The organism is Blastococcus sp. CT_GayMR20 (genome assembly GCF_004570345.1).
In genome coordinates this window covers 1-17,806 of record NZ_SPQM01000013.1, presented here as the reverse complement: position 1 = coordinate 17,806, position 17,806 = coordinate 1, and the positions used below count along the sequence as shown (strand labels likewise).

The following is a 17,806-nucleotide window of genomic DNA, read 5'->3' as shown; positions in this document are numbered from 1 at the left end:
GGTGCGTCAGCGCACCGACGCGTCGCAGGCGGCCTCGGTGCTCGGTTCCGGCCGGGGCGCCGCACTGCGCCGGGTGGCCAGGACGCAGCCGACGAGCACGAGCGGCAGGCCGATCGCGATGCCGAGGGTGAACGGCTCGTCGAGCAGCAGGACGCCGAGCAGCACCGCCACCGCCGGGTTCACGAAGGTGATGACCAGCGCCCGTTGCGGTCCGACCTCCCGGATCAGCGAGAAGAACAGCGCCAGGGCCAGCGCCGTGCAGACCACACCGAGGCCGACGAGGGAGAGCCAGGCCGGGGTCGAGACGTCCGCGAGCTCACCGAACTCGGACGCCGCGAACGGCGCGTAGGCGACCGCGGTGACGAAGAGTGCGATCGAGCTGGCGGCCACCCCGGACACGTCGGGCAGCGCGCGCGTGACGACCAGCGGGCCGGTCGCGTACCCGACCAGGACGAGCGCGATGGCCAGCAGCGGCAGGAGCTGGGCGCCGTCGATGTCCAGCCCGAGCAGGACGGCGATGCCGACGACGCCGATCGCCATGCCGAGGATGCGGACGGGCGTCAGCCGCTCCTCCTCCCCCGCCAGGCGCGCCGCGAGCGCGGCCACGAAGGGGACGCCGGCGACCAGGAGCCCGGTCAGCGAGCTGGACAGCGTTCCCTCGGCGTAGGCGATGAGGAACCACGGGCCGGCCATCTCGAGCACGGTGAAGAGCAGCAGGGCGCGCCAGTGCCGCAGCGCCGGCCGCAACTGCCCCGTGGCGACCGTCCAGGGCAGGAGCAGGGCGGCCCCGATCACGCAGCGGACGAAGACGAGCATCACCGGCGACACCTCGCCGACGGCGACCTTGATCAGCAGGTACGGCACGCCCCAGATGACCGACATCGTCAGGAACAGCACCCAGCCGCGACGGCTCATCCCCACTCCCCTGCGTCGGTCATCCCTCCATCCTCGCCGACGGCATTGTGCGGCTGAGTCCGGGCCGCTGGGATGGCGTGCATGGACACCGGACGACGGTTCGCCGCCCTGGTCGACGCCTTCGACGGGACGCCGGGCGTCACGCTGCCCGGGGAGCCCGGCGGCCGCGGGTTCGGCTCCGGGGCGCTGAAGGTCGACGGCTCGATCTTCGCCATGGCGGTGCAGGGCGCCGTGGTGCTGAAGCTGCCGGAGGCCCGGGTCGCCGAGCTCGTCGGCTCGGGCGCCGGGAGCCCCTTCGACAGCGGCAAGGGCAGGCCGATGCGCGAATGGGTCGCCCTCGACGGGGACGATTCCGACGCCGACCTGCAGCTCGCGCGGGAGGCACTCGCGCACGTCCGCTCCCGGCGCCGCTGAGACGCGTCAGCGCAGCCAGGCCATCCCCACACCACGTCGGCCGCCGCTCCGGCCACCACCCCCGCCAGACCGAGCCGCGCCCAGGTGTCCTCGCCGGCCTCGTCGGCGAGGGCGACCCCCAGCGCGAACGCAACGGCGGCGGAGCCGAGGAGCACCCACGTCCTGGCGGCCATGCCGGGAACCCAGCCGGTCAGACGCCCCGCTCGGCGGCCAGCGCGGCGAGGCGCTTCAGCGACTGCCGGAGACCCCACACCACCAGGGGCCGGGAGAGGAACCAGCCGGCCACCCCGAGGTAGCCGTACGGCAGGTACCAGACCTCGGTGCAGACGACGGTGGAGTGCGCGCCGCGCGGCAGGACCTCGAACGTCCCGGGGCCCCGCACGATCCGGCCGGTGTGCTGCACCTCGACCAGCGTCGGCGGCTCCCACCTCGTGATGATCATGGTGTCGAGGACGCCGAGGCGCCGACCGCCGGGCAGCGGCAGGCCGGTGCGGGCGGCGAGCCGACCGTGCAGCCGCTGCGCCGGGCCGTCCACCGTGCGGACGTCGGTCAGCAGCATCCAGTCGCCCTGCCGCTCCCAGTCGGTGAGCAGCGCCCACACCCGCTCGGGCGGCGCGTCGACGTCGATCCGCTCGGTCAGCTCAGGCATGCGGGGACTCCTCGTCGTCCGGCGGCCCGGCGGAGTCGTCGTCCGCCGGGGTCTCCCCCGCCTTCTTCCCGCCGTCATCGGCCGGATGCAGCCGGGCCGTCAGCGCGGCGATGCGGGCGTCGCGCTCGTCGAGGATCAGCGCGAACTGGTCCAGCAGCCAGTCCACCTCCGTCATCCGGTAGCCGCGCAGCACCACGCTCATGCGCAGCGCCCGCACGTCGTCGGAGATGACCGGCCGGTCGTCGGGCAGCTCGACCGGCGAGCGGTCCAGCTCGGCGGGTGGCTGCGTCTCCCCGCGGCCGAGCAGCGCGGACGCACCCAGGAAGAGCAGCCCGCCGACGACGAGGACGCCGAGGACGAACAGCAGGAAGGCGAGCATCAGGCCTCGAGCGGGCCCTGTTCGGCCGGGACGTACTGCATGCCCCCACCGCCGTCGCCGCTGCGCCGGGCACTGTCCGCGGCCTGGACGACGGCCATGACCTCGGCGATGTCGTCGGTCACCGTGATCAGGTCCAGGTCGGCGGCGTTGATGGTGCCGGTGCCGGCCAGCGTGGTCCGGATCCAGGTGAGCAGGCCCGACCAGTACTCGGTGCCGAAGAGGATCACGGGGAACCGGGTGACCTTCCGCGTCTGCACAAGGGTGAGTGCCTCGAACAGCTCGTCGAGGGTGCCGAACCCGCCGGGCAGGATCACGAACGCCTGCGCGTACTTGACGAACATCGTCTTGCGCACGAAGAAGTAGCGGAACGCGATGCCGACGTCGACCCACTCGTTGAGGTCCTGCTCGAACGGCAGCTCGATGCCGAGGCCGACCGACAGGCCTCCCGCCTCGCTGGCGCCCCGGTTCGCCGCCTCCATCGCGCCGGGCCCGCCGCCGGTGATGACGGCGTAGCCCGCCTGGGCCAGCGCGGCGCCGATGGCCACACCGGCGGCGTAGTGCGGATGGTCGCGGGGCGTCCGGGCGCTGCCGAACACGCTCACCGCCCGTGGCAGCTCCGCCAGGAGGCCGAACCCCTCGACGAACTCGGACTGGATCCGCAGGACGCGCCACGGGTCGGTGTGGACCCAGTCGCTCGGGCCGCGCCGGTCGAGCAGCCGCTGGTCGGTGGTCGACCCCTCGGTCTGCTCGCTCGGCTCGCCACCGCGCAGGACGACGGGGCCGCGGTGCCGGGTCGGACGGGGCCGGCGCTCGGGGGGCGGCGGGTTCGGCGGCAGGGTCATCAGTTGCTCCCCGAGAGGTAGGCGGTCAGGGCGTCCTCGGCCGGCTGCAGCCGGTCGACGAGCACGTGTTCCTCGCGGGTGTGCGCGAGCTGCGGATCACCCGGGCCGTAGTTGACCGCGGGGATCCCGAAGGCGGCGAAGCGGGCGACGTCGGTCCAGCCCAGCTTCGCCCGCGCGGGGCGGCCCACCGCGGAGACGAACGCGGCGGCGGCCGGCTCGGACAGCCCCGGGAGCGCCCCGCCGGCGTTGTCGACGACGGTCAGGGTCGCGCCGGCCGCGATCGCGTCGGCGAAGACCTCCCGCACGTGGGCCTCGGCGGCGTCCTCGTCGCGGTCCGGTGCGTAGCGGAAGTTGACCATCACCTGGCAGGCGTCGGGGATGACGTTGCCGGCCACCCCGCCCTCGATCCGGACGGCGTTGAGGCCCTCCCGGTAGGTGCAGCCGTCGATCTCCACCTCGCGGGCGGCGTAGGCCGACAGGGTCGCGAGGATGCCGACGGCACCGTGGATGGCGTTGACGCCGAGCCAGCTGCGCGCGCTGTGCGCCCGCCGTCCCGGGACGTCGATCAGCGCCCGGAGGGTGCCCTGGCAGCCGGCCTCGATCTCGCCGTCCGTGGGCTCGAGCAGCACGGCGAGATCGCCGTAGAGCCAGCCCCGACGCTCCCGCGCCACCCGGCCGAGCCCGTTGAGGGCGGAGTCGACCTCCTCGTTGTCGTAGAAGACGAACGTCAGGTCGTGCGCCGGCCGGGCACCGGGGACGCCGAACCGTCCGGCCAGTCGCAGCATCACCGCGTCGCCGGCCTTCATGTCGGTCGTGCCGCATCCGTACAGCCGCTGTACCCCGTCGACCTCGCGCAGTTCGGAGGGCACGTTGTCGGCGATCGGCACGGTGTCGAGGTGCCCGGCCAGGACGACGCGGGTGGGCAGGTCGAGGTTCGTCCGGCCCAGCACGGCGTTGCCGACGCGCTCGACCTCGAGCCCTCCGAGACCCCGCAGCGCCGCCTCGACCGCGTCGGCCAGCGCCGTCTCCGACCCCGACACCGACGGCGAGTCGACCAGGGCCCGGGTGAGCTCGAGGACGTCGGCGGACAGGTCGAGGGGCGGGAGGGAACTCACGACTGCCGAGCCTAAGGGGCGGTGGCCCCACCGGCCCGCCCCGGCACGGACGGCGCCGGTAGCGTCGTCGCCGTGACTGCCGCACCTCTCTCCGCCGTGGCCGCCGGTCTCGCCACCGTCACACCCTCCGGGACGGTCCTCGACACCTGGTACCCCGAGCCGCGGCTCGGCGCGCCCGACGGCGCCAAGCCCGGGACGACGCGGCTCGGCGCCCTGGAGCTCTCCGGCGAGCTCGGCCCCGACTACGGCGGTCTGGTGCGCCGCGACGAGGCGCGCGGCGTCGAGATCATCGCCGTCCGCACGGTCATCCCGGACCTGTCCCAGCCGCCGGTCGACACCCACGACGTCTGGCTGCGGCTGCACCTGCTCTCCTCCCGGCTGATCCGGCCGCACGGCGCCGACCTGACCGGCATCTTCGGGCTGCTGACCAACGTCGCCTGGACCAGCGCCGGGCCGGTCGAGGCGGCGGGCTTCAACGCCCACCGGCTGCGCGCCGCCGTGGGCAACGTGACCGTCTTCGGCGTCGACAAGTTCCCGCGGATGGTCGACTACGTCATCCCCTCCGGTGTCCGCGTCGCCGACGGCGACCGGGTGCGGCTCGGCGCCCACCTCGCCGAGGGCACGACCGTCATGCACGAGGGCTTCGTCAACTTCAACGCCGGCACTCTCGGGCCGTCGATGGTGGAGGGGCGGATCAGCGCCGGCGTCGTGGTCGGTGCCGACAGCGACATCGGCGGCGGGGCCTCGATCATGGGCACCCTGTCCGGCGGGGGCACGCAGGTCATCTCCATCGGCAGCGGCTGCCTGCTCGGCGCGAACGCCGGCATCGGGATCTCCCTCGGCGACAACTGCGTCGTGGAGGCCGGCTGCTACGTCACCGGCGGCTCACGGGTGACGCTGCCCGACGGCTCCGTGGTCAAGGCCCGCGAGCTGTCCGGGCGCGACGGGCTGCTGTTCCGCCGCAACAGCGTGAGCGGCGCGCTGGAGGTCCTCGTCCGCGAGGGAACCTGGGGTGCGTTGAACGCCGACCTGCACGCGAATACGTAAGTCGGCCTCCGGCCTCCACCGCGGCCACGACCCGTTCCCCATCTGCTTGGAGCGACCCTGTCGTTCCTGCGCGGAACCCTCCGAGCCCCACTCGGCCCGACGCCCTTGCCTCTTCAGCGGAGGTTCGCGGGGGCCTCGGCGGGGACGTCGAGGTGCTCGAGGAGCGCGACCGCGAACTCCTGGGGCCGCTCGACGTGCGGTGAGTGGCCGACGTCCGGGAGCACCACCTCGCGGTACGCGCCGCCCGTGGCGGCGTAGCGGTCGAGCACGGTCCGCGTCTGGGTGACCATGGGCTGCGGCGGGCAGTCGTCGTCGCCGGGCCAGCCGGGGACGGCGCCGAGCGAGCCGAGGAACGCCAGGTCGAGGGCAGACGTGTCGGAGACGATCTGGTCGGCCTCACCGCGGATCCACAGCACCGGCGGCTTCTCGCCGAGGTCGACGATCCCCGAGACGTCGAAGACCGTGGGAGCCATCGTGTTGAGCACGCCCCGGGTGCCGGGGGCGAGGCCCGGCCAGGTCTGGCAGGTGCCTGCGTCACCCGGGTAGTGGTCGACGCCGGTGCGGGTGCTGTTCATCGACGCGACGAAGACGTCCTCGAGGTGCGGGTCCAGCGGCAGCGAGCCCGGCGCCACGTAGAAGGCGCGCAGGATCGACCGCGGGCTGGTGGGGCTGTCGGCGGTCGTGTCCCCCGCCGCGAGCGCCGCCACGAACTCCGGGTTGGCCGCACCCCCACCCGAGCCGGCGCCCTCGGCGGACAGGAGCCGTCCGTCGGCGCCCGAGGTCCCCCCGAACCCGTAGGGCGACACCGGCGCGACGAGCGCGACGGAGGCGACCCGCTCCGGGGCGTCGAGCAGGTACTGCAGGATCACGCCGGCGCCCATGCTCCAGCCGACCAGGTGCACGCGGTCGATGCCGAGGGTGTCCACGAGCGCGGCGACGTCGTCGGCCCAGTCCCGCATGCCCCGGGTGGCATCGACGGGCAGCGGGTCTGTCTCCCCGTACCCGCGCAGGTCGACGGCGAGGACGCGGTGCCGCCCGGTGCTGCCGAGCGCCAGGATCGGCTGCTGCCAGAAGAGGGCGGAGCTGACGTTGCCGTGCACGAACAGCACCGCCTCGCCCGGGCCCACGGGGTCGACGCCGTCGAGGTGGAGGACGTGCTGGGTGAGCCGGGGTGTGGGCACGCGGGTGGCAGCGATACCGGGCAGCAGGACGTCGGGCATGGCGGGCTCCTCGGACGGGGCTCCTGAGCTGGGAGCGAGCGCTCACGCTAGCGACGACCGGCCCGGGAGGACACCGGTCCGCCTCGCCGACGTGACCGCGGGCACCCCGGAACGCACAGGTTCGCGACCTAGAGTCGCCGGTGATGACCGCCCCGCGCACCTCCGTCCACCCCTCGGGGACCCGGCGGAGAACCCCCGCGCGGAGCCGGCGCAGCACGCCCGTCCGGCGGCGCCGGACCACGGGGACGCCGAACCGGAGGCGCCCGGCCGGGAAGCGGAAGGGACGTCGTCGGTCCCCGTCGCTGCAGCGCTGGTGGCCCGCCCTGCTGGTCGCAGCCGCCATCCTGGTCGGCCTGGCCTGGGACACCGAGAGCCGCGGCGTCCCCCGGGTCCCCGGCCGGTGCACCCTCGTCGGGACCGACCTGACCCTGACCCAGGAACAGCTGACGAACGCGCGGACCATCGCCGGCGTCGCCCAGGAGCGCGGACTGCCGGAGCGGGCCGTCGTGATCGCGCTCGCCACCGCCCAGCAGGAGTCGCGGCTGCGCAACCTCGACTACGGCGACCGGGACTCCCTCGGCCTCTTCCAGCAGCGTCCGTCGCAGGGCTGGGGCAGTGAGGCGCAGGTGCGGGACCCGGTCTACGCGGCGGGCAAGTTCTACGACGGCCTGGTGGAGGTCCCGGACTGGCAGACGGGTCGTCTCACCGAGGTCTCGCAATCCGTGCAACGGTCTGGCTTTCCCGAGGCCTACCAGCAGTGGGAGCCGATGGCGCAGGCGTGGACGACGGCCCTCCTCTCGGGGCGTGACGGCTACGTCGCCTGCACACCCGAGTAGTCGAACCCCGTCCCCCAGCCGGGGGACACGGGGCCCGCGCCCCTCAACGAAGCGGCCTGGCGCGCCGACCACCTCGGCATGTTGCCGAACGTCCGCCCCCTCGCGGCACCCGCCGATGTCACGACCCTGCTGCCGTCCCGCGAGGCACTGCTCGAGCACCTGGCCGAGCGGCTGCCCCTCACGGTGCGGACGTCGGCGACCCTGATGGTCGTCGGGCTGCTGCGCGGCGACGACGGCTGGCCGACCGCGCAGAGCACGCTGGCCGAGGTCACGACCCTGCTCGCCCGGTCGCTGCGGGGCGGCGACTACCTCGCCAAGTCAGGGCCCGGCGAGTTCGCCGTCGTCCTGTCCGGCCCTGCCGAGGCGGCCGCGGCGGCCGCCGAGCGGCTGGTCACGACGATCGGGGAGCTCGGGATCGAGGGGCTCACCGCGGCGGCCGGGATCGCAGCGCTGGGACCCGGGCTGACCGAGACCGAGGTGCTCCGCCGCGGCCTCGCGAGCCTGACCGCCGCCCGCCGGGCCGGGGCGGGCACGGTCATCCGCCACCGCCTCCCGTACTGAGCCACGGGGTCAGCCGGCGAGGCGCTCCACGGCGGCGGCGATCCGCTCGTCGGACGCGGTGAGGGCCAGCCGGACGTGCCGGGCTCCCGCCGGGCCGTAGAAGACACCGGGGGCGGCGACGATGCCGAGCTCGGCGAGCCGGTCGATCGTCGTCCAGCAGTCCTCGTCGCGGGTCGCCCAGAGGTAGAGCCCCGCCTCCGAGTGCTCGATCCGCATGCCGGCACCGCGCACCGCCGCGGCCAGCCGCTCGCGCCGGGCGCGGTACCGCTCGCGCTGCGCGTCCACGTGGGCGTCGTCCTCCAGGGCCGCCGTCATCGCCGCCTGCACCGGAGCCGGGACCAGCAGCCCCAGGTGCCGGCGCACCTCCCACACCCGCTTGACCAGGGCAGGGTCGCCCGACAGCAACCCGGCCCGGTAGCCCGCTGCGGTGGACTGCTTGGACAGCGAGTGCACCGCCAACAGGCCGCCGTGGTCCTCCCCCGCCACCGACGGGTGCAGCAGGGATCGCGGCTCCACGTCCCAGCCGAGCGTCACGTAGCACTCGTCGGAGACGACCGGGACGCCGTGGGCCCGGCCCCAGGACACCCAGCTCCGCAGCTGGTCCCCGGTCAGCACGCGGCCGTGCGGATTGCCCGGCGAGTTCAGCCAGACGAGCACGACCGGCGGGCGGGGGACCGACATGGCATCGGCGGGCGGGTCGTCGGTGCGGCGCACGCCGAGGCCGGCCAGGACCGCTCCCACCTCGTAGGTCGGGTAGGCGACCTCGGGGACGACGACCGTGCCGCCGCCGGACAGACCGAGCAGTGTCGGCAGCAGGGCGACCAGTTCCTTCGACCCCACCGTCGGGATCAGCGACGGCTCCGCGCCGAGCGGGTCGGCCACGTGGACTCCGAGCCGGCGCCGGAGCCAGCCGGCCGCGGCCGTGCGCAGCGCGGCGGTGCCGAGAGCGGTGGGGTAACCGGGCGCGTTACCGGCGGCGGCCAACGCCTCCGTGAGCACGTCCGGGGTGTCGTCGACCGGTGTGCCGATCGACAGGTCGACGACCCCGCCGGGATGCCGGGCGGCGCGCGCCCGTGCACCCGCGAGGGCGTCCCAGGGGAAGTCCGGCAGCGAGCGCGCCGTTCCCGGGACCGTGTCGGTCAGTGGCCTTCGCCCTGCGGCGGGAGTGCGGCGACCAGGGGGTGGTCCTTGTTGATCTTGCCGGTCTTCGCCGCGCCACCGGGGCTGCCCAGGTCGCTGAAGAACTCCACGTTGGCGTTGTAGAAGTCCTTCCACTTGTCCGGGACGTCGTCCTCGTAGTAGATGGCCTCCACCGGGCAGACCGGCTCGCACGCACCGCAGTCGACGCACTCGTCGGGGTGGATGTACAGCATCCGCTCGCCCTCGTAGATGCAGTCCACCGGACACTCGTCGATGCACGCCTTGTCGAGGACGTCGACGCAGGCCTGTGTGATGACGTAGGTCACGGTGTTCCCTCCCGGGGACTGCAGGGCAGCGACACCGGCCGGGAACCGACCCGGCCAGGGTCTTCTTGCCCGCACAGTATGACGCGACACCGCCGGGCGGGGTGCGACGGGTCGCCCTTCCGCGCTCCCCCGAACGGGGTGCCGGGTCACGCAGGACTCAAGGACCGGGCGAACGTGCCGATCTTGATCGCGTGTCGGACGCACGGGCGCGCCTCGGCGCAACGCAGCGGCTCTCGCCGCCGGCCTCACCGTTCGACGCCCGAGCGGCCGTGGAGCACCTCCTCGCGCGGCTCCGCGCGTCCGCCGGAGCCACCCGCGTCTCGGTGTGGGTGCACGAGGCCACGACGGGGACGGTGGTGCCCTTCCGCCAGGCGGTGGCCGAGTCGGCCGTGCCCCTCGTCGAGGACTCCCGACTCCACAGGCCCCTCGCCCTGCAGGAGACCCCCTTCTTCTCGAGGGTGATCGGCAGCCGCTCGTCGACCGTGGCCCAGGCCAGCGGCCGCCGGGCCGCCGACAGGGAGGTCGAGAGCCTCGGCATCCGGTCGGCCCACGCCGAACCCCTGATCGTCGACGGCGAGGTCATCGGCGTGCTCACCGTCGAACCGGCCGCGGCGGCCGCGCCGCACCTGCTCCGCCAGGTGACGCCGAAGCTCGCCGTCGCCGTCGCCGAGGCCTGGGCCCGCCGGTCGGAGAAGCGCCGCGCCGCGCAGGCCGCCGTCCTGCTCGGGCTGATCGAGTCCGCCTCGAAGGCCCCGTCGATGGACCACCTGCTGGCCGCCGCCTGCCGCCGGCTCGCCGAGCTGGGCGAGGTGGAGCGCGCCTGCATCTTCCTGCTGGAGGACGGCCGGCTCGTCCCAGGGGTCGCCGCCGACCGCCTGCCGGTCACGGAGACCGTGCTGCGCACCGGGCTGCCACTGACCCCTGACGGCGACCCGGGGCTGCTCGCGATCCCCCTCGGGCGCAACCCGCACCTGACCGGCGTCCTGACGCTGGACAGCGTCGCCGCCCGCCCCTTCCCCGAGGACGTGCGTCGGCTCGCGGCTGCCGCCGGCGCCCACCTCGGCGGCGTCCTCGCGCAGGGGCAGCCCCTGGCCCGGGCGGGGCAGGCCGCGGTGCCGCTGCCCCGTTCGGAGGCCGCCGCGGTGGAGCTGCCGGCCTGACGGGAGGATCTCCGGCGTGCCCGACGTCCCCGGAGTCGACGAACTCGAACGCCTGGCGGCCCGGAGCTGGCAGGGGCTGGAGCAGGAGCGGTACGGCGACTGGCTGCTGCGGGCGGGCGGCGGCTTCACCGGCCGGGCGAACTCCGTCCTCGTCGTCGGCGATCCGGCCGAGGACCTCCCCACCGCCGTCGCGACGGTGACCGACTGGTACTCCCGCCGCGGGCTGCGCCCGCGCGCCCAGCTGCCGATGCCCGATGCGGCGGCCGACGCCGCGTTCGGCGCGGCCGGCTGGGTCAGGGACGACGACGTCCTCGTGCTCACCGCTCCCCTGACCGGCTGGGCACCGCCGCGCACCGCGGTCCACCTCGCGCCGGAGCCGGACGCCGCCTGGCTCGCCGGGTACCGCTACCGGGGCACGCCGCTGCCGGTCGTGGCCCGCGGCGTGCTGGTCTCGGCGCCCGATCCGGTCTTCGCATCGATCCGGTGCGATCCGGAGCCTGCGCCGCTCGCCGCCGTCGCGCGGGGCGTCGTGGTGGACGGCTGGCTGGTCGTCACCGCCGTCACCGTGGACGAGCAGTACCGGCGCCGAGGCCTGGCGACGGCGGTCATGGCCGCTCTCGGCGCCTGGGCCCGGAGCCGGGGTGGGCACTCCTGCCTGCTGCAGGTCGCCGCGGACAACGCTCCCGCCCTGGCGCTCTACGGGCGGCTGGGCTTCACCGAGCACCACCGGTACCACTACCGGCTGGGGCCGGTGCCTGCTCCGGCGGGCTGAACCGCGGCCGCCGGGGGCCGGCCAGGACCCGGCCCACGCCCACGGCGGCGCCGAGCACGCCGAAGAGCAGGAAGGCCAGGCTCACCACGCCGAGGGCGCCGGTCCCGACGACGAGCAGGTCGCCCTCCGGACGGCGGTTCATCGCGGCGAGGACGACGACCAGCCACGTCACCCCTGGCAGCACGGCGACGGCGCGCGACCCGGACAGCCGGAACGCCGCGCCGGTGAGCAGCAGGTTGCCCGCGACCGCGGCCGCGATCGACAGCGGGAGCAGCACGCCGGCGACCCGCAGCGGCAGCCAGAAGACCTCCACGAGCGCCATCCAGGCGGCGGCGGCCAGCACGGTCACCGACCACCCGGCCAGGTCGAGGGCGCGCAGGAGCCGCATCAGGCCACGCCGGCGAACAGGTCGTCCTCCCAGCCGTTCGGAGCGGCGCCCCCCGGCCCGCGCTCGCCCCGGACCAGCCGGTAGTACTCGGTGCCGAGGACCTCCATGCCCAGGTTGTTCGAGAGGGCGAAGAACGGTCCGTCGACCATGATCTGCGTCGGGTGCGCACGCATGGCGGCGTCCTTCTGCGTTATGAAGGCGCGCCCGTCGACGGCGGCGGCGACGTCCTCGTCGTCCACCCCGAACGGGATGTCGTCGGCGCTGGCGACGCCCTCGAAGAAGGAGGTGTCGCCGGCCGCGGCCATGGCGTCGATGCCCTGCTGGAGCACCGACCGCGGGTAGCAGCACCAGTAGACCTTCGCCACCGCCCAGGCCTCGCCGAGATCGGGCCGGTAGGCGGGGTCGGCGGCGGCGTCCACCGCGCCCATCGCGACCCGGTGCGCCTGGATGTGGTCGGGGTGGCCGTAGCCGCCGTTCTCGTCGTAGGTGACCACGACCTGCGGGCGGGTCTCGCGGACGACGGCGACCGCGTGTGCGACGGCCTCGTCGAGGTCGGCGTTCCAGAACGCCCGCGGCTTCTCGTTGGCCGGCGTGCCCATCATCCCGGAGTCGCGGTACCGGCCGGCCCCGCCCAGGAAGCGGACGTCGCCGACGCCGAGGGCGTCCATCGCCTGCCGCAGCTCCCAGATCCGGTAGCCGCCGAGCTGGTCGGCCTGGTCGGCGGCGAGCTGGGCGAGTTCGGGGACGAGGACCTCGCCCTCCTCACCGAGCGTGCAGGTGAGCAGCGTGACCTGCGCGCCCTCGGCGACGTACCGCGCCATCGTCGCCCCGTTGTTGATCGTCTCGTCGTCCGGATGCGCGTGGACGAGCAGGAGCCGTCGCGAAGGCGTGGTCACGGAAGAGATCTTCCACGATGTGCGCCGGCGGGCAGTTCCCGAGGGGACTCCTGCCCGGCAGCGCCCACTCTCCGCGCGGAGACACAGCGGGAGGCCGACCCCGGAGGGCCGACCTCCCGTCGTGGGACCTACTGCTGGATCACTCGGTGAAACCGATGTCCTCGTACCGCTCCGACGCGAAGCCGAACGCGCCGAAGTTCGCGAGCGTGTCCTTCGCGCCGACGATGTCCGGACGCTGGTAGAGGGTCAGCGAGTGCACGATCTCCCAGATGGCCGCGTCGATCTCGTTGGCCTTCTCCCGAGCCGCCTCGGGGTCCAGCTCCTGGGTCACCTCGTCGAACATCTGGTCGATCTCCGGCGTGCCGACCCGGGCGAAGTTCTGCTGGATCTCCTCGCCCTGCGGCATGGCGTAGATGGACGAGGACGAGCTGATCGGGAACGGCGTGCCGATCCACGAGAAGACCGTCATGTCGTAGTCGCCGATGAGGATGAAGTTCTCGAAGAACTCGTCCGACGAGACCGTCTCCACCTGCACGTCGGCACCGACCTCCGCGAGCATGCTCTGCACCAGCTGTGCCTCCTGCTCGCTGGTGGCCACGCCCGACGGGATGACGAAGCGGATGCTGAGCTCCTGGCCGTCCTTCGTCCGGGTGCCGGTGTCGCCCTCGCGGGTCCAGCCGGCCTCCTCGAGCTGCGCGTTCGCGGCGTCGAGGTCGGGCTCGGAGAGGTCGCCGGCGTTGTCCTGGTAACCCTCCTGGTTCCGCATGAAGATGTGGTTGTCGAGCTTCGTCGCGTCGCCACCCAGGGGACCGATCATGGCGTCGGCGATGGTCTGCCGGTCGATCGCCTTGGCCAGCGCCTGGCGCACCTCCACGTCCGACAGCACCGGGGAGGTGCCGTTGATGGTGATGTGCCGGAAGTTCGGGCCACCCGCCCGGCGGATCTCGATGCCCTCGGTGCCCTCCGCGCGCTGCAGCTTGTTCACGTCGGAGGCGATGTCGATGAAGTCGATCTCACCGTTGGCCAGCGCGTCCACCTGCGCGTCGAGCTCGATGACGCGGTAGATGATCCGGTCGAGGACGGCCGGCTCACCCCACCAGTCCGGGTTCCGCTCCAGCGTGATGGTCTGCGCGGTCGCGTCCACCTCGTCGAGCTGGAACGGGCCCGCGGTCACCTGGGGCTGCTCGACCCAGCCGGTGTTGAACACGTTCGGGTCGCTGTTGGTCGACGCCGGGTACAGCGGGCTGAACAGCGCCTGCCAGTCGGCGTAGAGGTTGGCGAAGGTGACGACCGCCTGCTTCGCGGAGTCCCCCTCCTCGATGGAGGCGATCTGGTCGTAGCCCGTGGTCGAGGAGACGTTGTAGGCCTCGTTCGTGCCGTTGAGGGCCTGCCACTGGGCGACCAGGTCCGCAGCGGTGATGGGGGTGCCGTCGGACCAGGTCGCGTCCTCGTTGATGTCGTAGGTGATGACCTGCGGGTCCTCGGAGGTCACCTCGATGCTGGAGAAGTAGTCCTCGTTCAGCACCGGTGTCGAGTCGGCCTCGAAGTGGAACGCCGACGGCATCAGCGCTTCGATGACGTCGCTGTTGTCGTCGAGGGTGCCGTCGAACTGGTGGTAGTTGAAGTTGGGCGGGAGCTCACCCAGGGGCCAGCGGAGGTCGCCACCCTCGGCGAGGTCGGCGCGGTCGACCGGGTTGATCTCGTTCTCGGTGGCCGACGCCTGCTCACCGCCGCCACCACCGCCCCCGTTCCCGTTGTCGGAACCGCCGCCGCACCCGCTGGCCACGAGGGCGACGGCGGTGAGGGCGGCAGCAGCGCTGAGTGGACGGAATCGTCTCAAAGTGGATGCTCCGTGGTCGGTCCCGGGCGCACGCATGCGGGGCCGGGCGATTTCGTGGGACGTCCGAACACTAGGCACGCGCATGCATCGCGGCGGTCACGTCGCCATAACGATCAGTGCTGAGTTTCGGTAATCAACTAGGGACGACGGGCCGCTCCCGCGCCCAGTGGCAGGCGGACTCCAGATCGCCGTCCGTGTGGCGGGCCAGCACCGGGTCCTGGTCGCGACAGACCTCCTGCCTGTCCTCCGGCAGCTCCGCGTAGAGCGGGCAGCGCGACCGGAAGCGGCACCCCGACGGCAGGTTGGCCGGGCTCGGCAGGTCCCCCCGCACGAGGATGCGCACCCGCTGCCGCTCGGCGACCGGGTCCGGGATGGGGACGGCGGACAGCAGCGCCTGCGTGTACGGGTGCGTGGGCCGCTCGAACACGTCGTCCGCGTCGCCCACCTCGACCAGCCGGCCCAGGTACATGACGGCGACCCGGTCGGCGACGTGCCGCACCACCGACAGGTCGTGGGCGACGAACAGGTAGGACAGACCGAGGCGGACCTTGAGGTCCTCCAGGAGGTTCAGCACGCCGGCCTGGATCGAGACGTCCAGCGCCGACACGGGTTCGTCGAGCACCAGCACCTTCGGCTCCAGGGCCAGCGCCCGGGCGATCCCGATGCGCTGCCGCTGGCCGCCGGAGAAGTCCGCCGGGTAGCGGTTGGCGTGCTCCGGGCTCAGCCCGACCAGTGACAGCAGCTCCCGGACCCGCTGCCGCCGTTTCTCGGCGGGGACGTCGAACACCCTGAGGGGTTCGTCGATGATGTCGCCGACCGGCAGCCGCGGGTCGAGCGACGCGAGCGGGTCCTGGAAGACCACCTGCACGTCCCGGCGCAGCTGCTTGCGGTCTCGGGTGTCGAGGCTGCCGACGTCCTTGCCGAGCACGCTGACCGAACCCTGCTCGGGGGTCGCCAGCTCCAGGATCTGCATGATCGTCGTCGACTTGCCGCAGCCGCTCTCGCCGACCAGGCCCAGCGCCTCCCCCTCGCGGACGTCGAAGCTGATGCCGTCGACCGCCGTGATGGTGCCGACCGTCCGGCGCAGCACGACGCCCTTGGTGACCGGGTAGCGCTTCGCGAGGTCGCGCACCTCGAGGACGGCGGTGCGCTGCTCGCGGGGCAGCTCGTCCCGGGCGGTCGCGATGGCGGGTGGCGGGAAGACCGGCGCCCCGTGGATGAACCCCGACTGGATCTCCTCGCTGCGGTGGCACGCCGCCTCCCGGCCGCCGCCGGCGGTCGGCTCGAGGGCCGGCTCGATCTCCGAGCAGATGGGGATGGAGACGGGGCACCGCGGGACGAACGGGCAGCCCTGCGGCAGCCGGGCGACGTTGGGCGGCGAGCCCTCGATCGGCGTCAGCGGCTGACCGGGGCGGTCGAGCCGGGGGACGGAGCCGAGCAGGCCGATCGTGTACGGCATCCGCGGATCGGCGTAGACCGGCGCCACCGGGCCGCTCTCGACGGCCTTGCCGGCGTACATGACGACGATGCGGTCCGCGATCCCGGCCACGACGCCCAGGTCGTGCGTGATCATGACCGTCGCGGCGTTGGTCATCTCCCGCGCGGTGTCGAGCAGCTCGAGCACCTGCGCCTGGATGGTGACGTCCAGAGCGGTCGTGGGCTCGTCGGCGATCAGGACGTCGGGGTCGTTGGCGATCGCCATCGCGATCATCACCCGCTGCCGCATGCCGCCGGAGAACTCGTGCGGATAGGCCTTGGCCCGCTGCGCGGCGTTCGGGATGCCGACGTCGTCCAGCAGCTGCACGGCGCGCGCGAAGGCCGCCGCCGGCTTGAGCCCCTGGTGGATCTGCACCGTCTCGGCGATCTGGTCGCCGATCGAGTACACCGGCGTGAGCGCCGACAGGGGGTCCTGGAAGACCATCGCGATCTTGCGGCCGCGGATCTTCGCCAGCTGACGGTCGGGCAGCCCGAGCAGCTCCTGACCGCGGAACCGGACGCTCCCGGAGACCGTCGCCGACGGGGGGAGCAGACCCATGACGGCGAGCGAGGACACGGACTTGCCCGAGCCCGACTCCCCGACGATCCCGAGCACCTCGCCGGGCGCGAGCGTGTAGTCGACCCCGCGGACGGCCGGCACGCGGCCGTCCTCGCCCGGGAACTCCACGGTCAGGTCGCGCACCTCGAGCAGGGGGGCGGTCACCGACGTCACCGCCGGCAGGGGCTGCTGCTGGATGCTCACTTGCTTCCTCCCGCGCGTGTGGAGCTCGGGTCCAGCGCATCGCGGAGACCGTCGCCCAGCACGCTGACGGCCAGCGTCGTGAGCACCAGCAGGCCGCCGGAGAACAGGAACAGCCACGGGAACGTGAACGCCGACTGGGTGCCGTTGGCGATGAGGGTGCCGAGCGAGACGTCCGGCGGCTTCACGCCGAACCCGAAATAGGACAGCCCCGACTCGGCGATGATCGCTGCGGCGACCGAGATCGTGGCGTCGATGATCAGCAGCGACGACATGTTCGGGATCAGGTGCCGGAAGATGATGCCCGGGGTCGAGACGCCGGAGAACCGCGCGGCCAGCACGAACTCGCGCTCGCGGAGGCTCAGCGTCATCCCCCGCACGATCCGGGCGGTGATCATCCAGCCGAACACCGCGATCAGGAACACCAGCGCGATCCAGCCGCCGGACTCCATGCCGCGGCTGATGATCGCCACGATCAGGAACGACGGGATCACCAGCAGCAGGTCCACCACCCACATGAGCACGCGGTCGGTCCAGCCGCCCAGGTAGCCGGCGAACGCCCCCACGATCGCCGCGAGACCCGTCGAGATGATGGCCACGAGCAGGCCGATCAGCAGCGACTTCTGCAGCCCGCGCATCGTCTGCGCGAACACGTCACCGCCGATCTGCGTCGTCCCGAACCAGTGGTCGGCCGACGGCGGCTGCAGGAAGGACGTGAAGTCCTGGCCCTTGTAGGTCCAGCCGGTGACCGCCTCGTAGACCGGCGGCATCACGAACGCGCCGACGAACAACAGGACCAGCACCACGAGGGCGCTCATCGCCGCCTTGTTGCGGCGCAGCCGGCGCATCACGAGCTGGCGGCGGCCCCGGACGACGACGTCCGGACCGGTGGGGGTCTGCCCCGGGGTGTCGGAGAGGGCGGCGTCGTCGGCGACGACGAGCGGAGCAGGCGGGCGTGGGTGGTCGGGGCGTTGTCGAGACCGGGGGTGGCCACGGAAGTCAACGGCGTCTCCATCCTCTGAATGGCCGGGGCGGAGTCCAGCACCGGCGGTGGTGCACGTGCGACCCGA

19 protein-coding genes are annotated in these 17,806 nt (G+C 73.4%); 6 read left to right on the top strand and 13 right to left on the bottom strand.

Annotated elements, in window-relative coordinates; all coding sequences use genetic code 11:
* Positions 1 to 6: 6 nt before the first annotated feature.
* Positions 7 to 915: an EamA family transporter gene (locus E4P40_RS05485; RefSeq protein ID WP_135157890.1), complete on the bottom strand. Its 909-nt coding sequence runs from the start codon at positions 913 to 915 to the stop codon at positions 7 to 9.
* A gap of 81 nt (positions 916 to 996) precedes the next feature.
* Here E4P40_RS05485 and E4P40_RS05480 point away from each other — a divergent pair, with 81 nt between their 5' ends.
* The gene (locus E4P40_RS05480; RefSeq protein ID WP_135157889.1) at positions 997 to 1,329 is read left to right on the top strand and encodes a hypothetical protein; all 333 of its coding nucleotides are present in this window, start codon (positions 997 to 999) and stop codon (positions 1,327 to 1,329) included.
* Positions 1,330 to 1,519: 190 nt separating this feature from the next.
* Here the strand turns inward: E4P40_RS05480 and E4P40_RS05475 are convergent, their stop codons facing one another.
* From E4P40_RS05475 to dapE, 4 genes are read right to left on the bottom strand one after another with little or no spacing between them, the layout of a single operon-like run.
* On the bottom strand, positions 1,520 to 1,978 hold the full coding sequence (locus E4P40_RS05475) for an SRPBCC family protein (RefSeq protein WP_135157888.1): 459 nt from the start codon (positions 1,976 to 1,978) through the stop codon (positions 1,520 to 1,522).
* Entirely contained in the window at positions 1,971 to 2,357 is a 387-nt protein-coding gene (locus tag E4P40_RS05470; protein WP_135157887.1) for a DivIVA domain-containing protein, read from the bottom strand. Before E4P40_RS05470 ends, E4P40_RS05475 begins: the two co-directional genes overlap by 8 nt.
* Positions 2,357 to 3,199 carry a TIGR00730 family Rossman fold protein gene (locus tag E4P40_RS05465; RefSeq protein WP_135157886.1) on the bottom strand — a complete coding sequence of 281 codons (843 nt, stop codon included), beginning with the start codon at positions 3,197 to 3,199 and terminating at the stop codon, positions 2,357 to 2,359. Before E4P40_RS05465 ends, E4P40_RS05470 begins: the two co-directional genes overlap by 1 nt.
* Positions 3,199 to 4,314: a succinyl-diaminopimelate desuccinylase gene (dapE, locus tag E4P40_RS05460; protein WP_135157885.1), complete on the bottom strand. Its 1,116-nt coding sequence runs from the start codon at positions 4,312 to 4,314 to the stop codon at positions 3,199 to 3,201. Before dapE ends, E4P40_RS05465 begins: the two co-directional genes overlap by 1 nt.
* Positions 4,315 to 4,386: 72 nt before the next feature.
* Here dapE and dapD point away from each other — a divergent pair, with 72 nt between their 5' ends.
* A complete protein-coding gene (gene dapD / locus E4P40_RS05455; protein WP_135157884.1) occupies positions 4,387 to 5,361 on the top strand; it encodes a 2,3,4,5-tetrahydropyridine-2,6-dicarboxylate N-succinyltransferase in 975 nt (324 codons plus the stop codon).
* Between the two features lie 113 nt (positions 5,362 to 5,474).
* On the opposite strand, the gene E4P40_RS05450 is transcribed toward dapD, so the two are convergent.
* The gene (locus E4P40_RS05450; RefSeq protein WP_135157883.1) at positions 5,475 to 6,581 is read right to left on the bottom strand and encodes an alpha/beta fold hydrolase; all 1,107 of its coding nucleotides are present in this window, start codon (positions 6,579 to 6,581) and stop codon (positions 5,475 to 5,477) included.
* A 143-nt stretch (positions 6,582 to 6,724) separates the two neighbouring features.
* Here E4P40_RS05450 and E4P40_RS29295 point away from each other — a divergent pair, with 143 nt between their 5' ends.
* Positions 6,725 to 7,417, top strand: a complete 693-nt coding sequence (locus E4P40_RS29295) for a hypothetical protein (protein ID WP_167762118.1) — start codon at positions 6,725 to 6,727, stop codon at positions 7,415 to 7,417.
* A 78-nt stretch (positions 7,418 to 7,495) separates the two neighbouring features.
* Positions 7,496 to 7,978: a diguanylate cyclase gene (locus E4P40_RS05440; protein WP_135157881.1), complete on the top strand. Its 483-nt coding sequence runs from the start codon at positions 7,496 to 7,498 to the stop codon at positions 7,976 to 7,978.
* A 9-nt stretch (positions 7,979 to 7,987) separates the two neighbouring features.
* On the opposite strand, the gene dapC is transcribed toward E4P40_RS05440, so the two are convergent.
* Entirely contained in the window at positions 7,988 to 9,088 is a 1,101-nt protein-coding gene (gene dapC, locus E4P40_RS05435; RefSeq protein ID WP_280790576.1) for a succinyldiaminopimelate transaminase, read from the bottom strand.
* Between the two features lie 29 nt (positions 9,089 to 9,117).
* Entirely contained in the window at positions 9,118 to 9,444 is a 327-nt protein-coding gene (gene fdxA, locus E4P40_RS05430) for a ferredoxin (RefSeq protein WP_135157879.1), read from the bottom strand.
* Between the two features lie 191 nt (positions 9,445 to 9,635).
* Here fdxA and E4P40_RS05425 point away from each other — a divergent pair, with 191 nt between their 5' ends.
* Both E4P40_RS05425 and E4P40_RS05420 read left to right on the top strand, forming a co-directional pair.
* Entirely contained in the window at positions 9,636 to 10,604 is a 969-nt protein-coding gene (locus tag E4P40_RS05425; protein ID WP_167762117.1) for a GAF domain-containing protein, read from the top strand.
* A gap of 16 nt (positions 10,605 to 10,620) precedes the next feature.
* Entirely contained in the window at positions 10,621 to 11,376 is a 756-nt protein-coding gene (locus tag E4P40_RS05420; protein WP_135157877.1) for a GNAT family N-acetyltransferase, read from the top strand.
* On the opposite strand, the gene E4P40_RS05415 is transcribed toward E4P40_RS05420, so the two are convergent.
* The 5 genes from E4P40_RS05415 to E4P40_RS05395 form a co-directional block, all read right to left on the bottom strand.
* Positions 11,318 to 11,764 carry a hypothetical protein gene (locus tag E4P40_RS05415; protein WP_135157876.1) on the bottom strand — a complete coding sequence of 149 codons (447 nt, stop codon included), beginning with the start codon at positions 11,762 to 11,764 and terminating at the stop codon, positions 11,318 to 11,320. The genes E4P40_RS05420 and E4P40_RS05415 overlap by 59 nt on opposite strands.
* Complete coding sequence (mshB, locus tag E4P40_RS05410; protein WP_135157875.1) at positions 11,764 to 12,660, bottom strand: N-acetyl-1-D-myo-inositol-2-amino-2-deoxy-alpha-D-glucopyranoside deacetylase; 897 nt, start codon at positions 12,658 to 12,660, stop codon at positions 11,764 to 11,766. Before mshB ends, E4P40_RS05415 begins: the two co-directional genes overlap by 1 nt.
* A gap of 139 nt (positions 12,661 to 12,799) precedes the next feature.
* Positions 12,800 to 14,500 (bottom strand): ABC transporter family substrate-binding protein, encoded by a 1,701-nt coding sequence (locus E4P40_RS05405; protein WP_135157874.1) that lies wholly within the window; start codon positions 14,498 to 14,500, stop codon positions 12,800 to 12,802.
* Between the two features lie 133 nt (positions 14,501 to 14,633).
* Entirely contained in the window at positions 14,634 to 16,739 is a 2,106-nt protein-coding gene (locus tag E4P40_RS05400) for an ABC transporter ATP-binding protein (protein WP_135157873.1), read from the bottom strand.
* The coding region (locus E4P40_RS05395) for an ABC transporter permease (RefSeq protein ID WP_245160149.1) at positions 16,736 to 17,806 on the bottom strand (1,071 nt) is incomplete at its 5' end. The genes E4P40_RS05395 and E4P40_RS05400, both read right to left, overlap by 4 nt.